This is a genomic window from Streptomyces sp. NPDC032822, assembly GCF_055578825.1.
This window is the reverse complement of sequence record NZ_JBVIOL010000014.1, coordinates 1-15,272: the sequence shown is the minus strand read 5'-3', so window position 1 is coordinate 15,272 and position 15,272 is coordinate 1. Positions and strand designations below refer to the sequence as shown.

Genomic DNA, 15,272 nt, shown 5'->3' with positions numbered 1-15,272 from the left:
GGCGGCGGGTGACGTGCCGGGTGACCTGCCGGGTGGTCAGCTCTCCAGGCGGCGCAGGCGTTCCGCGTCGCCCGTGCGGGGGCAGGTCCCGCAGGCCTCGGCGGGCCTGATCGCGTAGAACATGCAGCAGCCTGCGCGGGTGCGTGTCGCGTGCCGGCGGCCGTCGTCACCCACCAGGTGGCGGAAGTCGGCGCCGGAGGGGTACGGCGGCACCGGGGCCGGCAGCACCTCCGTGGCGGCCCGCAGCGCGTCGCCCTCCTGGCCGAGCATCCGGCCGAGGTACCAGATCCCGGAGACCAGGTCGTCGGAGACCATGCCCCACAGGGTGCGCCCGCCGCGTCGTACGGTCGGGCCGATCGCGGCCAGCAGCGGACGCATGTGGTCGGCGACCGTCATCCTCAACGCGGCCCGCAGCTGCTCCTCCTGGGGAAGCGCCGACACACCGGGGAGGGTGGCCACGGGGTCACCGGGCAGACAGGCGAGTTCGGTGCCGGGAGTGATCGCGTAGACGCCGGTGACGAGGTCCAGCCGCAGATCCTCGGGCCGGACGATCGGCACCCGGCGTTCGAGATACCAGGCGCCGCCCATCAGCAGTCCGACGGACCAGGCGTAGTCGTGCAGGGCGCGGGAGGCGGCGACGTGGCGGCGCGGGACCACCCCGTAGCGGGTCTCGATCCGGGCGGCCTCGGCGTCGACGAAGGCGTCGAGCGCGCCCTGGTCCGACGTCAGTTCCGCCGCCGACACGCCCACTCGCGCGCCCTCCCCGCCCGGTTCCGCGACCCGCACGGTGAGCGCTTCGCAGACCTCGGCCAGTCGCCCGTAGACATCGGCGAGGGCGCGGGTGACGGCGCTCTCCGGCGGGGTCTTCAGGGCCACGGACATCGGCGCTCCAGGACGGGGGGCTCGGCAGATTCAGACTAGGCAAGGCTTACCTTACCCATAGGATCACTGGGAGACGATCAAGGGGGTTCCCGTGCGCGTTCGCAAAATCCGCACGTCACAGCAACACCACAGTCGGTTGAAAACTAAAGCAAGCCTCACCTAAGCTCGCCCCTCGTGACCGTGACCCAACGGGACGCACCCGCCACAGGTGTGCCCTTTCGTGCCGTCCAGCACATACCGCTCCTTCTCGCCGGTCTCGGCGCCCTGGTGGTCTGTGCCGCGCTGAGCCTCGCCCTCGGGGCCCGCCCGGTGCCCCTGTCCACCGTGGCCGACGCGCTGACCGGACACGCCCACGGGCGGGAAGCCCTGGTCGTGACCGGGCTGCGGCTGCCGCGCACGGTCATCGGCCTCGCGGTCGGCGCCGCGCTCGGGGTCGCCGGAGCCGTCGCGCAGGGCATCACCCGCAACCCCCTCGCCTCGCCCACCACCCTGGGCATCAACGCGGGCGCCGGATTCGCGGTGGTCGTCGCGATCTTCGCCCTGAAGCTCACCAGCCCCGTCGAGTACGTGTGGTTCGCGTTCGCCGGTGCGACCGGTGCCGCCCTCTTCGCCCAGGCACTCGCGCGCCGGGCCGGTGACATCGATCCGGTACGGCTCGCGCTCGGCGGCACCGTGCTCCAACTCGTGCTGCTGTCCTGGACGTCGGCGGTGATGCTGATGAACCAGCGCACCCTCGACGAGGCCCGCTTCTGGCTCGCCGGATCACTGTCGGGCCGGTCGCTGGACGTCCTGTGGCCGGTACTGCCGACCCTGCTGCTGGGACTGGTGGTCGCGCTCGCCGTCTCCCCCGCCCTCAACGCCCTCGCCCTGGGCGACGATACGGCCCAGGCGCTCGGCGTGCCGGTGACCCGGATCCGCCTCGCGGGCGGCATCGCGGTCGTCCTGCTCGCCGGTTCGGCGGTCGCCGTCGCCGGACCGATCGCCTTCATCGGCCTCGCCGCACCCCATCTCGTACGTCCGCTGCTCGGCGGCGACCACCGGCTGCTGGTGCCCGGCTGTCTGATCGCCGGCCCGCTGCTGCTGCTCTCGGCCGACGTCCTCGGCCGGGTCGTGATCCGGCCCTCGGAACTGGAGGTCGGCATCGTGACGGCGTTCCTCGGCGCGCCCCTGCTGGCACTGCTCGCCCGGAAGGTGACCCGATGACCGGCCTCACCCTCTCCGTCCCGGCACGGTCCACGTCCCGGCCCCGGGTCCGCCGCCGTGTCCTGCTGTTCGCCGCGACCGGCCTCGGCACCCTCTTCGTCCTGCTCACGGTGTCCCTGACCACGGGTGAGATGTCGATCCCGGCCGGCACCGCACTGCGCGCCCTGGTCGGGCTCGGGGATCCGGGCGACGTCCTCGTGGTGCAGCAGTTCCGGGCCCCGCGGACCATGGCCGCCATCGCCGCCGGTGCCGGACTCGGGGCAGCGGGCTGCGTGCTGCAACGGCTGTTCCGCAACCCCCTGGCCTCTCCCGACGTCATGGGCGTGACCGGCGGGGCGTCCCTCGGCGCGGTCGCGCTGATCGCGGCCGGAGCCTCGCAGTCGCTGATCCCGGCCGGGGCGCTGGGCGGCGGTCTGCTCGCCGCCCTGCTGCTGGGCGTGTTCGCCTGGCGCTCGGGGCTCGCCGTCACCCGGCTGGTGCTCACCGGCCTCGCCGTGCAGGCCGGGCTCGCCGCCGCCGTGAACCTCATGGTCGTGCGCTTCCCCGCCGAACTCGCCGGATCGGCGCTCCAGTGGACCACCGGCTCCGTCTACGGCCGTACCTGGACGGAGGTGTGGGGCGCGGGCATCGCCCTGCTCCTCGCGTTCGCCGTCACCTTCGTCCTGCACCGGAGGCTGGCCGTCCTCGACCTCGGGGACGACTCGGCGGGCTCGCTCGGCCTCGACACGTCCAGGGCCCGTCTCCAACTCCTCGTCGTCGCCGTCGTGCTGGCGTCGCTGGCCGCCGCGCTCGCCGGGCCGGTGACCTTCGTGGCGCTGGCCGTGCCGCACATCGTCCGGTTCGTCACCGGCCCGCCGACCGCCGTGTCCCTGGCGTTGGCCGGCCTCACCGGGGCGGTCCTGCTGCTCGCCTCCGACCTGGTGGTGCAGCACCTGCTGCCGGTCGAGGGCCTGCCGGTCGGCGCGGTCACGGCCACCCTGGGCGCCCCCTGGCTGCTGGTCCTGATGTTCCGCCAGAGCTCGCCCGTCCGCAGGAGCCAGGCATGACCGCCGTACGGAAAGAGCCGCAGGAGCCTCCCATGACCACCGCCAACCAGCTCGCCACCGAGGGCCTCGATCTGCGCTACGGCGACCGACTCGTCGTCGGCGGGCTCGACCTGACCCTGCCCGGCGGCGCCGTCACCGCGATCGTCGGCCCCAACGCCTGTGGGAAGTCCACCCTGTTGAGAGGGTTGAGCCGGCTCCTCGCGCCGGCCGCCGGCACCGTGACCCTCGACGGCGCCGACATCCACCGCATGTCCGCCCGGGCGCTCGCCCTGCGGATGGGGCTGCTCCCGCAGCAGCCGGTCACGCCCGAGGCGATCACCGTGGAGGCGCTCGTCCGGCTCGGCCGGTATCCGCACCAGCGGCTGCTGTCCCCCTGGTCGGCGGCCGACCAGAGGGCCGTCGACGAGGCGCTGGAGCGCACCGGCACCGCACCCCTGCGCGACCAGCCGGTGGACCAGCTCTCCGGCGGGCAGCGCCAACGCGCCTGGATCGCGCTGGCGTTGGCACAGGACACCGAGCTGCTCCTGCTGGACGAACCGACCACCTTCCTCGACCTGCGGCACCAGCTCGACGTCCTCGATCTGGTCGCCGCCCTGCACGCCGAGGCGGGCCGCACCGTGGTGATGGTGCTGCACGACCTCGGACAGGCCGCCCGCTACGCGGACCACATGGTGGTCCTCAAGGACGGCCGACTCGCCGCCACCGGCGCCCCGGCCGACGTCCTCGACGCCGACCTGGTCAAAACCGTGTTCGACGTGGACTGCCGGGTGATCCCCGACCCGGAGACCGGCACCCCGCTGGTCGTCCCGAGGAGCAGCGCGGTACGGCACTCCGCCGCGACCGCCTGACCCGCACCACCCGTACGCCCCCGGGCCGTACGCCTACCAGAAAGACCGACCCCCCATGCTCCAGCGCTCTCCCCTGCGCGGAATCGGCCGGCTCCTCGCCGTGCTGCTCTCCGTCCTGCTCGGCTCGGCCGTCCTGGCCGCCTGCGGCACCGACAGCTCCTCCGACCCGGCCGACCCCGCGAAGGCGGGCGGCGCCGCGTCCGCCGGCTTCCCTCGGACCCTGAAGACCGTGATGGGCGACGTGACGATCCCGTCGCAGCCCAAGCGGGTCGTCGTACTGGACACCGGCGAGCTCGACGACGTCACCCTGCTCGGCATCGACCCGGTCGGCGCGGTCGCCCCGCACTTCAAGACCGAGGGCGGCTTCCCGACGTACCTGAAGGGCGAACTCGACGACACCACCGACGTCGGCCCGCTCCTGGAGCCCAACCTGGAGAAGATCGCCTCGCTCAAGCCCGACCTGATCCTGTCCTCCAAGGTCCGCCACGAGAAGGTCTACGACAAGCTCGGCGCCATCGCCCCGACCGTCTTCACGGAGACCACCGGCGGTGTCTGGAAGGACAACCTGAAGGTCCACGCCGAGGCGCTCGGCCTGGAGACGCAGGCCGCGGCCAAGCTCAAGGAGTACGAGACGCGGGCCGCCGCACTCGGCGCCGCGATCAAGAAGAAGGACGGCGGCACCATGCCGACCGCGTCCGTGGTCCGCTTCATCGCCGGTCCGACCCGCCTGTACCAGTCCAACTCCTACAGCGGGGTCGTCCTCGACGACATCGGCTTCGAGCGGCCCTCCTCGCAGGTGTCCGACGACCCCGAGGTCACGATGAAGGACGTCAGCCCGGAGGAGATCGACCAGGCGGACGCCGACCTGATCTTCGTCACCTCCGCCGACGCCGACGACAAGACGCAGAAGTCCGAGGTCGTCTCCAACCCGGTGTGGAAGGACCTCCCGGCCGTGAAGGACGGCAAGGTCTTCGAGGTCCCCGACGAGACCTGGATGTCCGGCATCGGTGTGCAGGCCGCGGAGCAGATGCTGAAGGACGTGGCGAAGGCCACCGGCGTGGCACTCCCGGCGAAGTAACTCCCGCGTACCGGGGCGGGCCGCGACCACGAGCGCGGCCCGCCCCCGCGACCCCCCACCCGCGAGCGGAAGTTGTCTTCCCGTCATGCGCCTGTACCTGCTTGCCCTCAACCCGACCGACTCCGTCACCGAGGGGTTCCTGCCCGCCGCCGCCCGGCTCGGCCTGGACCTCACCGTCCTCACCGACCGGCCCGACGCGCACCGGGCCGCGTACCGCGACATCGGGATCCTGCCGGACGTCGAGATCCTGGAGTGCGACGTCCGTGACTTCCGGGCCGTGATCACCCGGATCTCCACGCACCACCGCCCCGACGCCGTGTTCACCAACAGCGACCACCTCCAGACCCAGTCCGCCCTGGCCGCCGGCTACTTCGGCCTTCCCGGCAAGGACTGGCGGGCCGCCCTGCGCACCAAGGACAAGGCCGAGATGCGCCGCCGGCTCGCCGCGTCCGGCGTGGACAGCGTGTGGTCGGCCGAACTCACCGAACCCGCAGCGCTCGACGCCCCCTACCCCTGCGTGGTCAAACCGCGCGAGGGCGTGGCCAGCGAGGACGTCGTCCTCGTCCACGACGCCGAGGAACTGGTCGGCTGCGCGAAGGAGATCCTGGACCGGCGTCCCGGTGCCGTGCTGGTCGTCGAGGAGTACCTCCCCGGCGAGCTGTACACCCTGGAGACCCTCGGGGACGGCCGTACCCGCCATGTCCTGGGCGGCTTCCACACCGAGCTGTCGCCGCCGCCGTACTTCATCGAGGAGACCCTGACCTTCGTCCCGGCCCACCCCGAGCCGGTGCTCGCGCAGGTGCTGGCGCAACTGGACGCGCTGGGCGTCGGGTTCGGCGCCTGTCACACCGAGTTCGTGGTGCACGCGGGCCGGGCCCGGATCATCGAGGTCAACTACCGTGCCATCGGCGACCAGTGCGATCTGCTGCTGGCCCGGCTGCTGGAGGTGCCGCTCTTCGAGCACATCCTCCGCACCCACCTCGGCGAACCGCTCCCGGCCGACCTGGACGCCCGCCGGGACGGGGCCGCGCGCCTGGAGTACCCGTGCGCCGACCGCGCCGGAACCCTTCTCGACGCGCCCGCCGCCACCGAACTCACCGTCGACGGAGTCCAGCTGACGTACCGTCCGCTGCGGCCGGTGGGCGAGCGGCACCCGCTGTACCACACCAACCGGGACTACCTCGGTGTCCTGCGGGCCACCGGCACCGACCAGTCGACGGTGGACCGCGCCGCGGCGGAGTTCCTGGCCGCCCGGCACTGGGAGATCCAGCCGTGACCGCGCCGACCACCGGCCCGGCCACGACCGGACCGGCCGGCGAACCGACCGTCCACGCGGGCCGGACCACCGTGGACGCCTGCGAGGCCGAGCTGCTCACCCGGGTGCTGAGCGCCCTCCTGCGCGAGGACGTCGTCGGGCTGCGCAGCCGGAGCACGCTCACGCACCGGCCGGACGGCGACTGGCTGCGGCTCCCGGCCCCGCGGGGCGACGCCCTGTGGCTGCCCGTCGCCGAGGACGGCTACCAGTGCGTGTACGCCGCGCGGCTGCCGCTCCTGGTACGCGAGTCGGACGGCGTCGAGCTGGCCTCGCACGAGCGTGTGCTCGGCGCGCTGCGCGCGCTCGCCGAGCCCGCGGACCAAAGCGGCTTCGACGCGTTCGCCGAGGAGTGCCGTCAGACGCTGTCGACGATGCGCCTGCACGAGGCGACGCGCGAGGAGGTGGCCGGGCTGCTGACCGCCCGGCACGGCGAGGACCCGGCGCGCTGGACCGGCCAGGCCGCCGGCCTGGCCTACGACACGCTCGCCGCGCGGCTGGACCATCCCGTGTATCCGACCGCGCGCGGCCGTTCGGGGCTCACCGAGACCCAACTCCGGTCGTACGCACCGGAGTTCCATCCGCGTTTCGCACTGCGCTGGCTCGCCGTGCCCCGGGCGGCGGTCACGCGGACCGGCACGCTTCCGGAGTTCTGGCCCACGCCGGCCGTGCTCGGTCTGCCCGAGCTGGAACGCACCCACCTCACCCTGCCCGTCCACCCGTCGACCGTCGGCGCACCGCTCGACGAGGCGCTGCGGTCGGCCGGTCTCGCGGAGAGCGCCGTGCTCTTCGAGCGGGCCCGCCTCGAAGTGGTCCCGACGCTGTCGATGCGTACGGTGGCGACGGCCGCGGACCCGTCCGTGCACCTCAAACTGCCCCTGGCGACCGCCACGTTGGGCCTGCGCAACAAGCGCTCCATCAAGCCCGGCACGCTCGTGGACGGCGCGGCCGGGCAGCGGCTGGTCGAAGCGGTGATCGCCCGTGAACCCCGCTTCCGGGACACCGTCCTGCACGCCGACGAGACGACGTACGCGCACGCCGGGCACGAACTGCTCGCCGTCCTGTGCCGCCGCTACCCGGCCGGACTCGACGACGCGGTGATCGTCCCGATGGCCGCCCTCCTGGCCGAGGCGCCGGACGGACGGCCGGTGCTCGACCACCTCGCCGACCGTTTCCACGACGGGAACCCGCTCGCTCTCCTCGACGCCTGCCTGACGCTGCTGTTCGACTGGCAGACCACGCTGTTCGGGTACGGCATCGCGTTGGAGTCGCACCAGCAGAACATCTCGCTCGTGCTGCGACCGGGCAGTGTGCGGCTGCTGTTCAAGGACAACGACGGGCCCCGGATCAACACCGGGCGACTGGACGCCGTGCTTCCCGGCCCGTGGGGCTTCGACGACATGCGGACCTTCGGGCGGGACGACGGGCCGGTCGCCGACCTGTTCGCCACCATCACCGTCCATCTGTGCGCGGGTGCCTACGCGTTCGGGCTCGCCCGGCGGGGCCGCGCCCCGCTGCCCGCCCTGCTGGGGCTGGTGCGGGACCGGCTGGCGGAGGCGGTCGGCCGGCTGGGCGGGGAGGCCGGGGACGCGCTGCGCGCCCGGGTCCTGGACGCGCCGAGCCTGCCGGTGAAGGCGATGGTGAGTGCCGGGACGCTGCTGTCCAAGGAGCGTTCGGGCGCGGCCGACATCAACAAGCACTACACGACGGGTCCCAACTACCTTTTGCCCTCCGGAGGTTCGGTATGAGCGCCGAGACCCTGCGGATGCCGAACTCCTCCTCCTTCGGCCGGAGCCGGGTGCACGCGGTCGCGGGCTGCTACTTCGTGGCGTCCTTCGCTGCGCTCGGCCTGCCGCCGTATCTCACCCAGATCCTCCCGGAGCTGGGCGACAAGGACGCCCGCTGGGCGGGGATCCTGTATGTCGTCCCGACCGTGTTCGGCGCGCTGGCCGCCCCCCTGTGGGGACGGCTCGCGGACCGCTACGGCCGAAAACGGCTCCTGCTGCGCGCCCAGTTGGGGCTGGCCCTGTCCTTTCTGCTGGCGGGCTGGTCGGACTCGCCGGTCACCTTCACCGTGGCGCTGGTCCTCCAGGGCATCCTCGGCGGTACGTTCGCCGCGTCCAACGGATATCTGGGCGCCGCCCTGGAGGGCCCGGCCCTGTCCAGGGCACTGACGCTGATGCAGGGCAGCGCGCGGGCCGCCCTGGTCGTCGCGCCGATCGTGGTCGGTTCGCTGTCCGGCTGGCTGTCACCGCACCGCCAGTACGCGCTGCTCGCCGTACTGCCGCTGACGGCGGCACTGCTGCTGTCGGCGCTGCCCGAGCCGGACCCGGCCGACCAGGTGCCCGAGCAGGAGCCCGCGACGGCGCCCGTGGCCCGCCCGGTCGTGTCGCTGAGGACCCTGTACGCCCTGGAGTTCGCCTTCGTGTTCTCCACCGTCGTCTCCTTCCCGTACCTGATCGCCTTCGTCGACGAGCGGCTCCCCGGTACGTCGCCGCTGCTGTCCGGGATGCTCTTCGCCCTGCCCCACCTGTGCTACCTGGTGGTGGCGCTGGCGGTGCACTCCGGGTTCCGGGACCGCCCCCGCACCGGGATCGCCCTCGGCTTCGTGTGCATAGCCGCCGGCCTCGCCGGTCACGCCGCCGCCGAGTCGCTGCCCACGCTGATCGCCGTGCGGCTGCTGCTGGGCGTCGGGCTCACCCTCGGACTGGTCTGCCTCCAGGTACTGGCCGCGGAGTGCGTCCGGGGCCGGGCGCCCGGCGGGCTGTTCGGCGCCCTGGAGTTCTTCTCCAAGGCCGGCGCGGTCCTCGCCGGCGTGACCGCGGCCGCGGGCAGCGCCCGTTTCGGTCCGGCCGCACCCCTGCTGACCGGCGGTGCCGCGGCCGCCGTCACCGCCCTCGCGATCACTCTCCCCTCGCTGAAGTTCCGCACCCGCTGGAGCCGTTGATGCCCTCGCTGACCCATTCGCCCGGGAGTTCCCCCCAGCTCTCGGCCTCCTTCGAGCCCGGAAGGACGCCTCTGGCCCCCGCCGATCTGCCCACCGCCGACGAGGTGGTGGCCCACACCCTCCTCAACTGTCTGCTGCGCGAGGTGTCGGGACCCGAGCGCCAGTCCGTCGTCACCGACGGCAGGCTGCTGCTGCGCCTGCCCCGCCGCGGGGTCCTGCTGCGGGTCGCCCTGCGCCGCACCTCACTGCTCGGCGCCCACCGGTTCGCCGGCCCGGTCGCCGAGCGGCACGAGGACGGCTGGGCGGAGGTGGACTGGCGGCGCCTGGCCGCGTACACGCACGACGAGTTGTGGCTGCGCACCGGCGTACGCAACGAGGAGTTCCTGGAGCAGATCGCCTCCAGTCACGACGCGATCACCACCGCCCTGTCCGGCGTACGCACCGAACAGGTGCCGGACGACCGGCTTTCGGCGTACCTCGCCTCCGAGCAGTCACTGGTGTTCGGGCACCGCTTCCACCCCACGCCCAAGGCCCGCACGGGTGACCCGCGCGCCTGGTCCGCGTACGCCCCGGAGGCGGGCGCCGTCTTCCCCCTGCGGCATCTCGCGGTCCGCGAGCGACTGATCGCCGAGGAGTACACCGACCCCGCGGCCGTCGCCGTGCTGGACCGGCAGCGAGCCGACGTACCGGAGGGCTACCGGCTGCTGCCCGCCCACCCCTGGCAGTTCGAGACGCTCCGCGAGCACCCGGCGCTGCGCGCGGCCCTCGCCGCCGGTGACGTCCTCGATCTCGGCCCGGGGGGACAGCCGTTCGCCGCCACCGCGTCCGTGCGCACCCTGTACGACGGCGAGACGTTCCTCAAGTTCAGCCTCAATGTGCGGATCACCAACTGCCTCCGCAAGAACAGCAGTTACGAGCTGTCCGGCGCGGTCGCCCTCACCCGTGTGCTGGCCCCGGCACTGGCCGACCTGGCCGAGCGCTTCCCCGGCAGCGCCGTGCTCCGCGAGCCCGCCTACCGCACGCTCGCCCTGCCCGGCCCCGACGGGACACCGGACCGCGCGCTGTTCGAGGGCTTCGGTGTCATCGTCCGCGAGGGGCTGCCGTGCCGTCTCGCGCCGGGCACCACGCCCCTGCTCGCCGCGGCCGTCGCCGACGAGTACCCGACCGGCGCCGCCCACATCTCCCACCTGCTGGCCGGCGCGGACGAACAGCGGGCCCTGGACTGGTGGTCGGCCTACCTCGACCTCCTTCTCCCGCCGGTCCTGGCCGCCTACTTCGACCACGGCCTGGTTTTGGAACCGCATCTCCAGAACGTCCTGATCGGCGTCGACGGCGACGGCCGGCCCAGCCAGGTCCTGTTCCGTGACCTGGAGGGCACCAAGCTGGTCCCCGAACACCACGGGGAGACCCTGGCCGCCCTGCCGCCCGAGGTGGCCGGGCCGATGACGTACGACGCGCAGCGCGGCTGGGACCGGGTGGTGTACTGCCTGCTGGTCAACCATGTCGCCGAGCTGCTCGCCGCCGTGGCCGACCTGCACCCGCGGGCCGAGGCGGCGCTGTGGGGCCGGGTGCGGGACACCCTGCGCACCTACGCCGACCGCAGCGGCTGCCCACCGCGCCTGGCCGCCCTGCTCGCGGGGGTACCGCTGCCCGCCAAGGCCAACCTGCTCACCCGCTGGGAACGCAAGGCCGACCGCGAGGCCGGATACGTCCGGCTGCCGTCCCCGCTCGGCGAGGACATCCTGCGCGACACGACCGGGAGCACCCGATGACCGACCCCACGCCCGCGGTCCGTGACCTGGTCCGGTCCGCCCCCTCCACCGACCTCCCCGCCTACGTCTACGACTTGACGGCACTGCGCGCGCACGCCGCCGTCGTGCGGGACGCGCTGCCGGAGCGTGTCGAGCTGTACTACGCGGCCAAGGCCAACCCCGAGCCGGAGATCCTCGCCGCGCTCGGTCCGTACGTCGACGGCTACGAGGTCTCCTCGGGCGGCGAACTCGCCCATGTCGCCGAGGCGGTGCCGGGCCGGCCGCTCGCCTTCGGCGGGCCGGGCAAGACGCCGGACGAGGTGACGGCCGCCCTGGAACGGGGAGTCGAGCGCTTCCACGTGGAGAGCGAGTACGAGCTGCGCATGCTCGCCGAGTTGGCCCGCCGATGTGCGCCGGGGCGGCGGGTGGCGGTCCTGCCGCGCGTCAACCTGCCGGTCGCCGACGGGTCGTTGGCGGGCAGTTCGCTGGCGATGGGCGGCCGGCCGACGCCCTTCGGCCTGGACCCGGAGCGGGCCGGGGCGATGGTCCGCGCCCTCGCCGACGGCACCTACCCGCAGCTCGAACTACGGGGCATCCACGCCCATTTGGCGAGCGGTCTGGCGGCGGCCGAGCAGTTGTCGGTGGCCGAGACCGTCGTCTCGTGGGCGACGGGCCTCGGTGTGCCGCTCGCCGAGGTGAACGTCGGCGGCGGCATGACCGTCGACTACGCCCGCCCCCAGGACCGCTTCGACTGGGCCGCCTACGGCAAGGGGCTCGCCCGGCTGACCGAGGCGCACCCGGGGCTCACCCTGCGCATCGAGCCGGGGCGGGCGCTGACGGCGTACTGCGGCTGGTACGCCACCGAGGTGCTGGACGTGAAGCCCAGCCACGGCGAGGAGTTCGCCGTCGTCCGGGGCGGCACCCACCATCTGCGGACCCCGGCGACGAAGGGGCACGACCAGCCCTGTTCCGTCCTGGAGGTGGACTCCTGGCCGCACCCCTGGCCGCGACCGGCCGCCGAGGGCGGGCACGTCACCGTGGCCGGACAGTTGTGCACGCCCAAGGACGTACTGGCCCGGAACGTGCCCGCGCCCGGGCTGCGGGCCGGTGACCGGGTGGCGTTCTCGTTGGCGGGTGCCTACGCGTGGAACATCTCGCACCACGACTTCCTGATGCACCCGCGACCGGGCTTCCACTTCCTCGACCAGGACTGACCCCGCCGGGAACGACACGAAGGGCCGCCCGAGACCGGGCGGCCCTTCGTGGTCGTGCGCGTGGTGCGGGTCAGTACTCGACGGCGGGAACCAGGCCGGTGACCGGGGCGGCCAGGTCGGTGAGCTGGTGCAGCTGGCCCAGGTCGTTGAGGCGGCCGAGCTGGGTCAACTGCTGGGAGACCCGCGGGATCTCGGCCTTGTGCTCCTCGGGGATGTCGCTCACGGCGAGGGAGTCGAGCGTGGCGATGGGGTTCAGCTTGCCGGCGCTCGGGGCAGCCGCGTCGGCCGCGTTCGCGAGGGGAGCGGCGAGGCCGGTGACACCGACGGCGAGACCCACGGCGGCGGCGATACGTCGTGTTGAGATCATGGTCCCAACAACGCCCGCGGGGCCGTTCCGGACACGGGCGGGCGCCGTCCCTCACTCGTCAGGCTCAGCGCGCGGCCTGCGCTTGCCGAGTCCGCCGGGGCGGAGGAGTCTCGAAGGAGAGGCCCTTCGCGGCCCGCTCCTCGATGGGTCGCGGCCTTCGAAGGAGGTCACCATGGGCACGGCGGCACGCTCCGGCTTCGACACCGAGACCCTGCGCCGGGGCATCGAAGGACAGACTGCGGCGACTCTTCTGTCGCTCTACGCGGACGACGCCGAGATACGCGTCGTGGACCGCACCACCCAGCCGAGCCGACCCAAGGTCCTGCACGGCCGCAACGAGATCGGCGACATGCTGAACGACGTCTACAGCCGTGACATGACGCACAAGTTGGAGCAGTGCGTCGTCCAGGACGACCGCGTCGCCTTCAGCGAGTCCTGCCGGTACCCCGACGGGGTACGCGTGTTCGCCGAGTCGATGCTGTCGCTGCGGGACGGGAAGATCGTCGAGCAGACCATGATCCAGGCCTGGGACGAGCCGTAGGAGACGGGAGGTCACCCACCTACCGCCACTCCCGCACCCGGGACCTGTCCGCCGCCGTCCACGAGGCGGACATCGTGGTCGCCGCGGCGGACGGCCGCGGCTGATCCACGGCCGGGACATCAAGCCCGGCGCCGTGGTGATCGACGCCGGGAATGTCGGCCACCTCGACTTCGACTCCGCCGTGGAGCGGGCCTCGTTGATCACGCCGGTGCCGGGCGGTGTCGGTCCGATGACGATCGCCCCGCTGCCGGAGCAGACGGTGGACGCCGCCTGGCCGGCAACTGGGGCCGGTGTGAGAGGAGTTCTCAGCGCATCCAGACGTTGTAGTCCATGACGTCGCCGGCCCGGACGCCGTACCTGGGCTCGTCCGCCGTGAAGGTGGACTCCAGGCCGAGGACGGCACCGTCGGCCGGATCCATGATCAGCAGCTGGCGGACGCCGGAGCCGTCGTACACGTACGCCTGCCCGCGCCGGCCGAGCCGGTCGGTCACCTGGCCGGCCGGCCGCAGCCCCTCGGTGTCCGCGAGAAGGCGGGCGAGCGTGGCGTTCTCGCGGGCTCCGAGCGTCCAGTGGTCGAGCAACACGGCCACGGCGTCGAGGAGTTCGGGCGTGGTCAGCGGGGTGTCGTAGTGCTGCGCCTCCTGGAGATAGGCGCGCAGCCGCCTCACGTCGTGCGGCGGCGGGGACTGGGGCGGCGCGTCACTCCAGCTCGGCCCGAAGGTCCGCCGGCTGATGACATGGCCGTCCGCCACCGGGCGCGGTTCGCCGTCCTCGTCGGACAGGACCGGCCGGCCAGGGCGTCTCGGGTCGGTCGCCACGACCAGCTCCGTGTGGCTGTCGTCCGCCTTCCAGCGCACGATCCGCTCCTCGGCGAACGTGACCGGCGGCTCGTCGTCGGACATGCCCATGCTCCACGACAGCACATGCGTGCCCTTGCGCAGCCGGGGCGAACCGTCCGCGGCGTCCCGCCCGGCCCGCTCGGCCAGGAGCCGAAGGGGTACGGGGGTGGAATCGGCCCGCACGACCAGCGGGAGCGGGGCCGCGACCGCCGGCGGCGGGTTCGGGCCGCCCAGTACGAGGGTCAGCGCGAGGGCGGAGACGACGGTGGCGGCGAGGAGGCCCCAGGCCAGCCGGGCGCGGGACCGCGCGCGCGGGGTCTCCTCGTGCAGCAGCCGGTTGAGGCGCCGTTCGGCGTGGTGGTCCAGGGGGCCGTCACCGAAGGGCGGGCCGTCGGCCGGAACCGGGTTGGCGCGGCGCAGGAGTTCCAGTTCGTCAGCCATGGCCGGGCTCCTTGGACGAGTGGGACGGTGATTGCGGCGAGGACGACGGGGATGCCGGAGAGCGCGAGGGAGCTGTCGGCGCGGTCGCGGCGGGCCGGAGGCGGTCGATCTCGGCTCTCAGCCGGCGCCGGGCGCGGTGCAGCCGCATGGCGGCGGCCCGGTGTCCGCAGCCCAGGGCGACGGCGACCTCGTCGACGCCGAGTTCCTCCCAGGCGGTCAGGCGCAGCACCTCCCGGTCGGCCGGGGCCAGCCGGGCGAGAGCGTCGTGGACCCAGCCGCCCGGGGTTTCGGCCTCGGGGCCCGCCGCGATGTGCCGCCCGTGCGCGGCGTCGTCGTTACCGAGCCGGTCGACGAGCCGACGCCGGCGCCCCTGGCCGCGTACCGCGTTGGCGAGGCAGTTGCGTGCCACGCCGTACAGCCAGGGCAGTGCGGAGGCCGGCAGGTCGGCCCGGCGCCGCCAGGCGACCGTGAACACCTCGGCCACCACTTCCTCCACCTCGCCGGTACGCCCGTCCAACCGTCGCGCGACGTAGCGGCTGACCGCCCAGTAGTGCTCGCGATAGGCAGCGGCGAAGTTCTCGTCGTTGCTCATGTTCCGTTCGTGTCCGGCACGCTCGTGATCGTCACACCCTTCTCGGGTGATGCTTGTCGCCCCCGTCGAGTGTGACCGCCGGGCGGGGCGCGGACACAGGCGGGGCATGGGACATCTCAAGTGGCTCACCACCACTGACCACAAGACGATCGGGACGTTGTATCTGGTCACGTCGTTCGCGTTCTTCTGCATCGGTGGCGTGATGGCGCTG

The 15,272-nt window shown here is 73.2% G+C and carries 14 protein-coding genes and 1 pseudogene; 11 read left to right on the top strand and 4 right to left on the bottom strand.

What is annotated here, in order from left to right:
- Nucleotides 1-36 precede the first annotated feature (36 nt).
- On the bottom strand, nucleotides 37-882 hold the full coding sequence (locus ACZ5VD_RS32065; protein ID WP_468551422.1) for a (2Fe-2S)-binding protein: 846 nt from the start codon (nucleotides 880-882) through the stop codon (nucleotides 37-39).
- 210 nt (nucleotides 883-1,092) lie between these two features.
- Between ACZ5VD_RS32065 and ACZ5VD_RS32060 the strand changes: the two genes are divergently transcribed.
- The 9 genes from ACZ5VD_RS32060 to ACZ5VD_RS32020 all read left to right on the top strand — a co-directional run bounded on the left by ACZ5VD_RS32060 (nucleotide 1,093) and on the right by ACZ5VD_RS32020 (nucleotide 12,281).
- Entirely contained in the window at nucleotides 1,093-2,085 is a 993-nt protein-coding gene (locus tag ACZ5VD_RS32060; protein ID WP_468684268.1) for a FecCD family ABC transporter permease, read from the top strand.
- The gene (locus tag ACZ5VD_RS32055) at nucleotides 2,082-3,131 is read left to right on the top strand and encodes a FecCD family ABC transporter permease (protein ID WP_468684207.1); all 1,050 of its coding nucleotides are present in this window, start codon (nucleotides 2,082-2,084) and stop codon (nucleotides 3,129-3,131) included. The genes ACZ5VD_RS32060 and ACZ5VD_RS32055 overlap by 4 nt, the downstream gene beginning before the upstream one ends.
- A 32-nt stretch (nucleotides 3,132-3,163) precedes the next feature.
- Nucleotides 3,164-3,979, top strand: coding sequence for an ABC transporter ATP-binding protein (locus ACZ5VD_RS32050; RefSeq protein ID WP_468551420.1), 816 nt, complete (start codon nucleotides 3,164-3,166; stop codon nucleotides 3,977-3,979).
- Nucleotides 3,980-4,034: 55 nt separating this feature from the next.
- Entirely contained in the window at nucleotides 4,035-5,057 is a 1,023-nt protein-coding gene (locus ACZ5VD_RS32045) for an ABC transporter substrate-binding protein (protein WP_468551419.1), read from the top strand.
- A gap of 85 nt (nucleotides 5,058-5,142) precedes the next feature.
- Nucleotides 5,143-6,333, top strand: a complete 1,191-nt coding sequence (locus tag ACZ5VD_RS32040; RefSeq protein ID WP_468551418.1) for an ATP-grasp domain-containing protein — start codon at nucleotides 5,143-5,145, stop codon at nucleotides 6,331-6,333.
- A 71-nt stretch (nucleotides 6,334-6,404) separates the two neighbouring features.
- Complete coding sequence (locus tag ACZ5VD_RS32035) at nucleotides 6,405-8,117, top strand: IucA/IucC family protein (protein WP_468684266.1); 1,713 nt, start codon at nucleotides 6,405-6,407, stop codon at nucleotides 8,115-8,117.
- The gene (locus ACZ5VD_RS32030) at nucleotides 8,114-9,316 is read left to right on the top strand and encodes an MFS transporter (protein WP_468551417.1); all 1,203 of its coding nucleotides are present in this window, start codon (nucleotides 8,114-8,116) and stop codon (nucleotides 9,314-9,316) included. The genes ACZ5VD_RS32035 and ACZ5VD_RS32030 overlap by 4 nt, the downstream gene beginning before the upstream one ends.
- Nucleotides 9,316-11,088 carry an IucA/IucC family protein gene (locus tag ACZ5VD_RS32025; RefSeq protein ID WP_468684205.1) on the top strand — a complete coding sequence of 591 codons (1,773 nt, stop codon included), beginning with the start codon at nucleotides 9,316-9,318 and terminating at the stop codon, nucleotides 11,086-11,088. Before ACZ5VD_RS32030 ends, ACZ5VD_RS32025 begins: the two co-directional genes overlap by 1 nt.
- Nucleotides 11,085-12,281: a type III PLP-dependent enzyme gene (locus ACZ5VD_RS32020; protein WP_468684202.1), complete on the top strand. Its 1,197-nt coding sequence runs from the start codon at nucleotides 11,085-11,087 to the stop codon at nucleotides 12,279-12,281. The genes ACZ5VD_RS32025 and ACZ5VD_RS32020 overlap by 4 nt, the downstream gene beginning before the upstream one ends.
- Nucleotides 12,282-12,351: 70 nt before the next feature.
- Here the strand turns inward: ACZ5VD_RS32020 and ACZ5VD_RS32015 are convergent, their stop codons facing one another.
- A complete protein-coding gene (locus tag ACZ5VD_RS32015) occupies nucleotides 12,352-12,648 on the bottom strand; it encodes a hypothetical protein (protein WP_468551414.1) in 297 nt (98 codons plus the stop codon).
- A gap of 172 nt (nucleotides 12,649-12,820) precedes the next feature.
- Here ACZ5VD_RS32015 and ACZ5VD_RS32010 point away from each other — a divergent pair, with 172 nt between their 5' ends.
- Nucleotides 12,821-13,189 (top strand): nuclear transport factor 2 family protein, encoded by a 369-nt coding sequence (locus tag ACZ5VD_RS32010; protein WP_468551413.1) that lies wholly within the window; start codon nucleotides 12,821-12,823, stop codon nucleotides 13,187-13,189.
- Nucleotides 13,159-13,523 (top strand): annotated as a pseudogene (locus ACZ5VD_RS32005) (hypothetical protein); the annotation flags it as partial. The gene ACZ5VD_RS32010 and the pseudogene ACZ5VD_RS32005, both read left to right, overlap by 31 nt.
- On the opposite strand, the gene ACZ5VD_RS32000 reads toward ACZ5VD_RS32005, so the two are convergent.
- Both ACZ5VD_RS32000 and ACZ5VD_RS31995 read right to left on the bottom strand, forming a co-directional pair.
- Nucleotides 13,495-14,469, bottom strand: a complete 975-nt coding sequence (locus ACZ5VD_RS32000) for a CU044_5270 family protein (RefSeq protein ID WP_468684201.1) — start codon at nucleotides 14,467-14,469, stop codon at nucleotides 13,495-13,497. The pseudogene ACZ5VD_RS32005 and the gene ACZ5VD_RS32000 sit on opposite strands and share 29 nt — an antisense overlap.
- Nucleotides 14,462-15,061, bottom strand: coding sequence for an RNA polymerase sigma factor (locus tag ACZ5VD_RS31995; RefSeq protein ID WP_468551411.1), 600 nt, complete (start codon nucleotides 15,059-15,061; stop codon nucleotides 14,462-14,464). The genes ACZ5VD_RS32000 and ACZ5VD_RS31995 overlap by 8 nt, the downstream gene beginning before the upstream one ends.
- Nucleotides 15,062-15,272 lie beyond the last annotated feature (211 nt).

Excerpts from the sequence above, each read along its gene's own strand:
- ACZ5VD_RS32040 (WP_468551418.1), top strand. The coding sequence starts at position 5,143 with ATGCGCCTGTACCTGCTTGCCCTCAACCCGACCGACTCCGTCACCGAG.
- ACZ5VD_RS32025 (WP_468684205.1), top strand. The coding sequence starts at position 9,316 with ATGCCCTCGCTGACCCATTCGCCCGGGAGTTCCCCCCAGCTCTCGGCC.
- ACZ5VD_RS31995 (WP_468551411.1), bottom strand. The coding sequence starts at position 15,061 with ATGAGCAACGACGAGAACTTCGCCGCTGCCTATCGCGAGCACTACTGG.
- ACZ5VD_RS32045 (WP_468551419.1), top strand. The coding sequence starts at position 4,035 with ATGCTCCAGCGCTCTCCCCTGCGCGGAATCGGCCGGCTCCTCGCCGTG.
- ACZ5VD_RS32020 (WP_468684202.1), top strand. The coding sequence starts at position 11,085 with ATGACCGACCCCACGCCCGCGGTCCGTGACCTGGTCCGGTCCGCCCCC.
- ACZ5VD_RS32065 (WP_468551422.1), bottom strand. The coding sequence starts at position 882 with ATGTCCGTGGCCCTGAAGACCCCGCCGGAGAGCGCCGTCACCCGCGCC.
- ACZ5VD_RS32010 (WP_468551413.1), top strand. The coding sequence starts at position 12,821 with ATGGGCACGGCGGCACGCTCCGGCTTCGACACCGAGACCCTGCGCCGG.
- ACZ5VD_RS32015 (WP_468551414.1), bottom strand. The coding sequence starts at position 12,648 with ATGATCTCAACACGACGTATCGCCGCCGCCGTGGGTCTCGCCGTCGGT.
- ACZ5VD_RS32050 (WP_468551420.1), top strand. The coding sequence starts at position 3,164 with ATGACCACCGCCAACCAGCTCGCCACCGAGGGCCTCGATCTGCGCTAC.
- ACZ5VD_RS32000 (WP_468684201.1), bottom strand. The coding sequence starts at position 14,469 with ATGGCTGACGAACTGGAACTCCTGCGCCGCGCCAACCCGGTTCCGGCC.
- ACZ5VD_RS32030 (WP_468551417.1), top strand. The coding sequence starts at position 8,114 with ATGAGCGCCGAGACCCTGCGGATGCCGAACTCCTCCTCCTTCGGCCGG.
- ACZ5VD_RS32055 (WP_468684207.1), top strand. The coding sequence starts at position 2,082 with ATGACCGGCCTCACCCTCTCCGTCCCGGCACGGTCCACGTCCCGGCCC.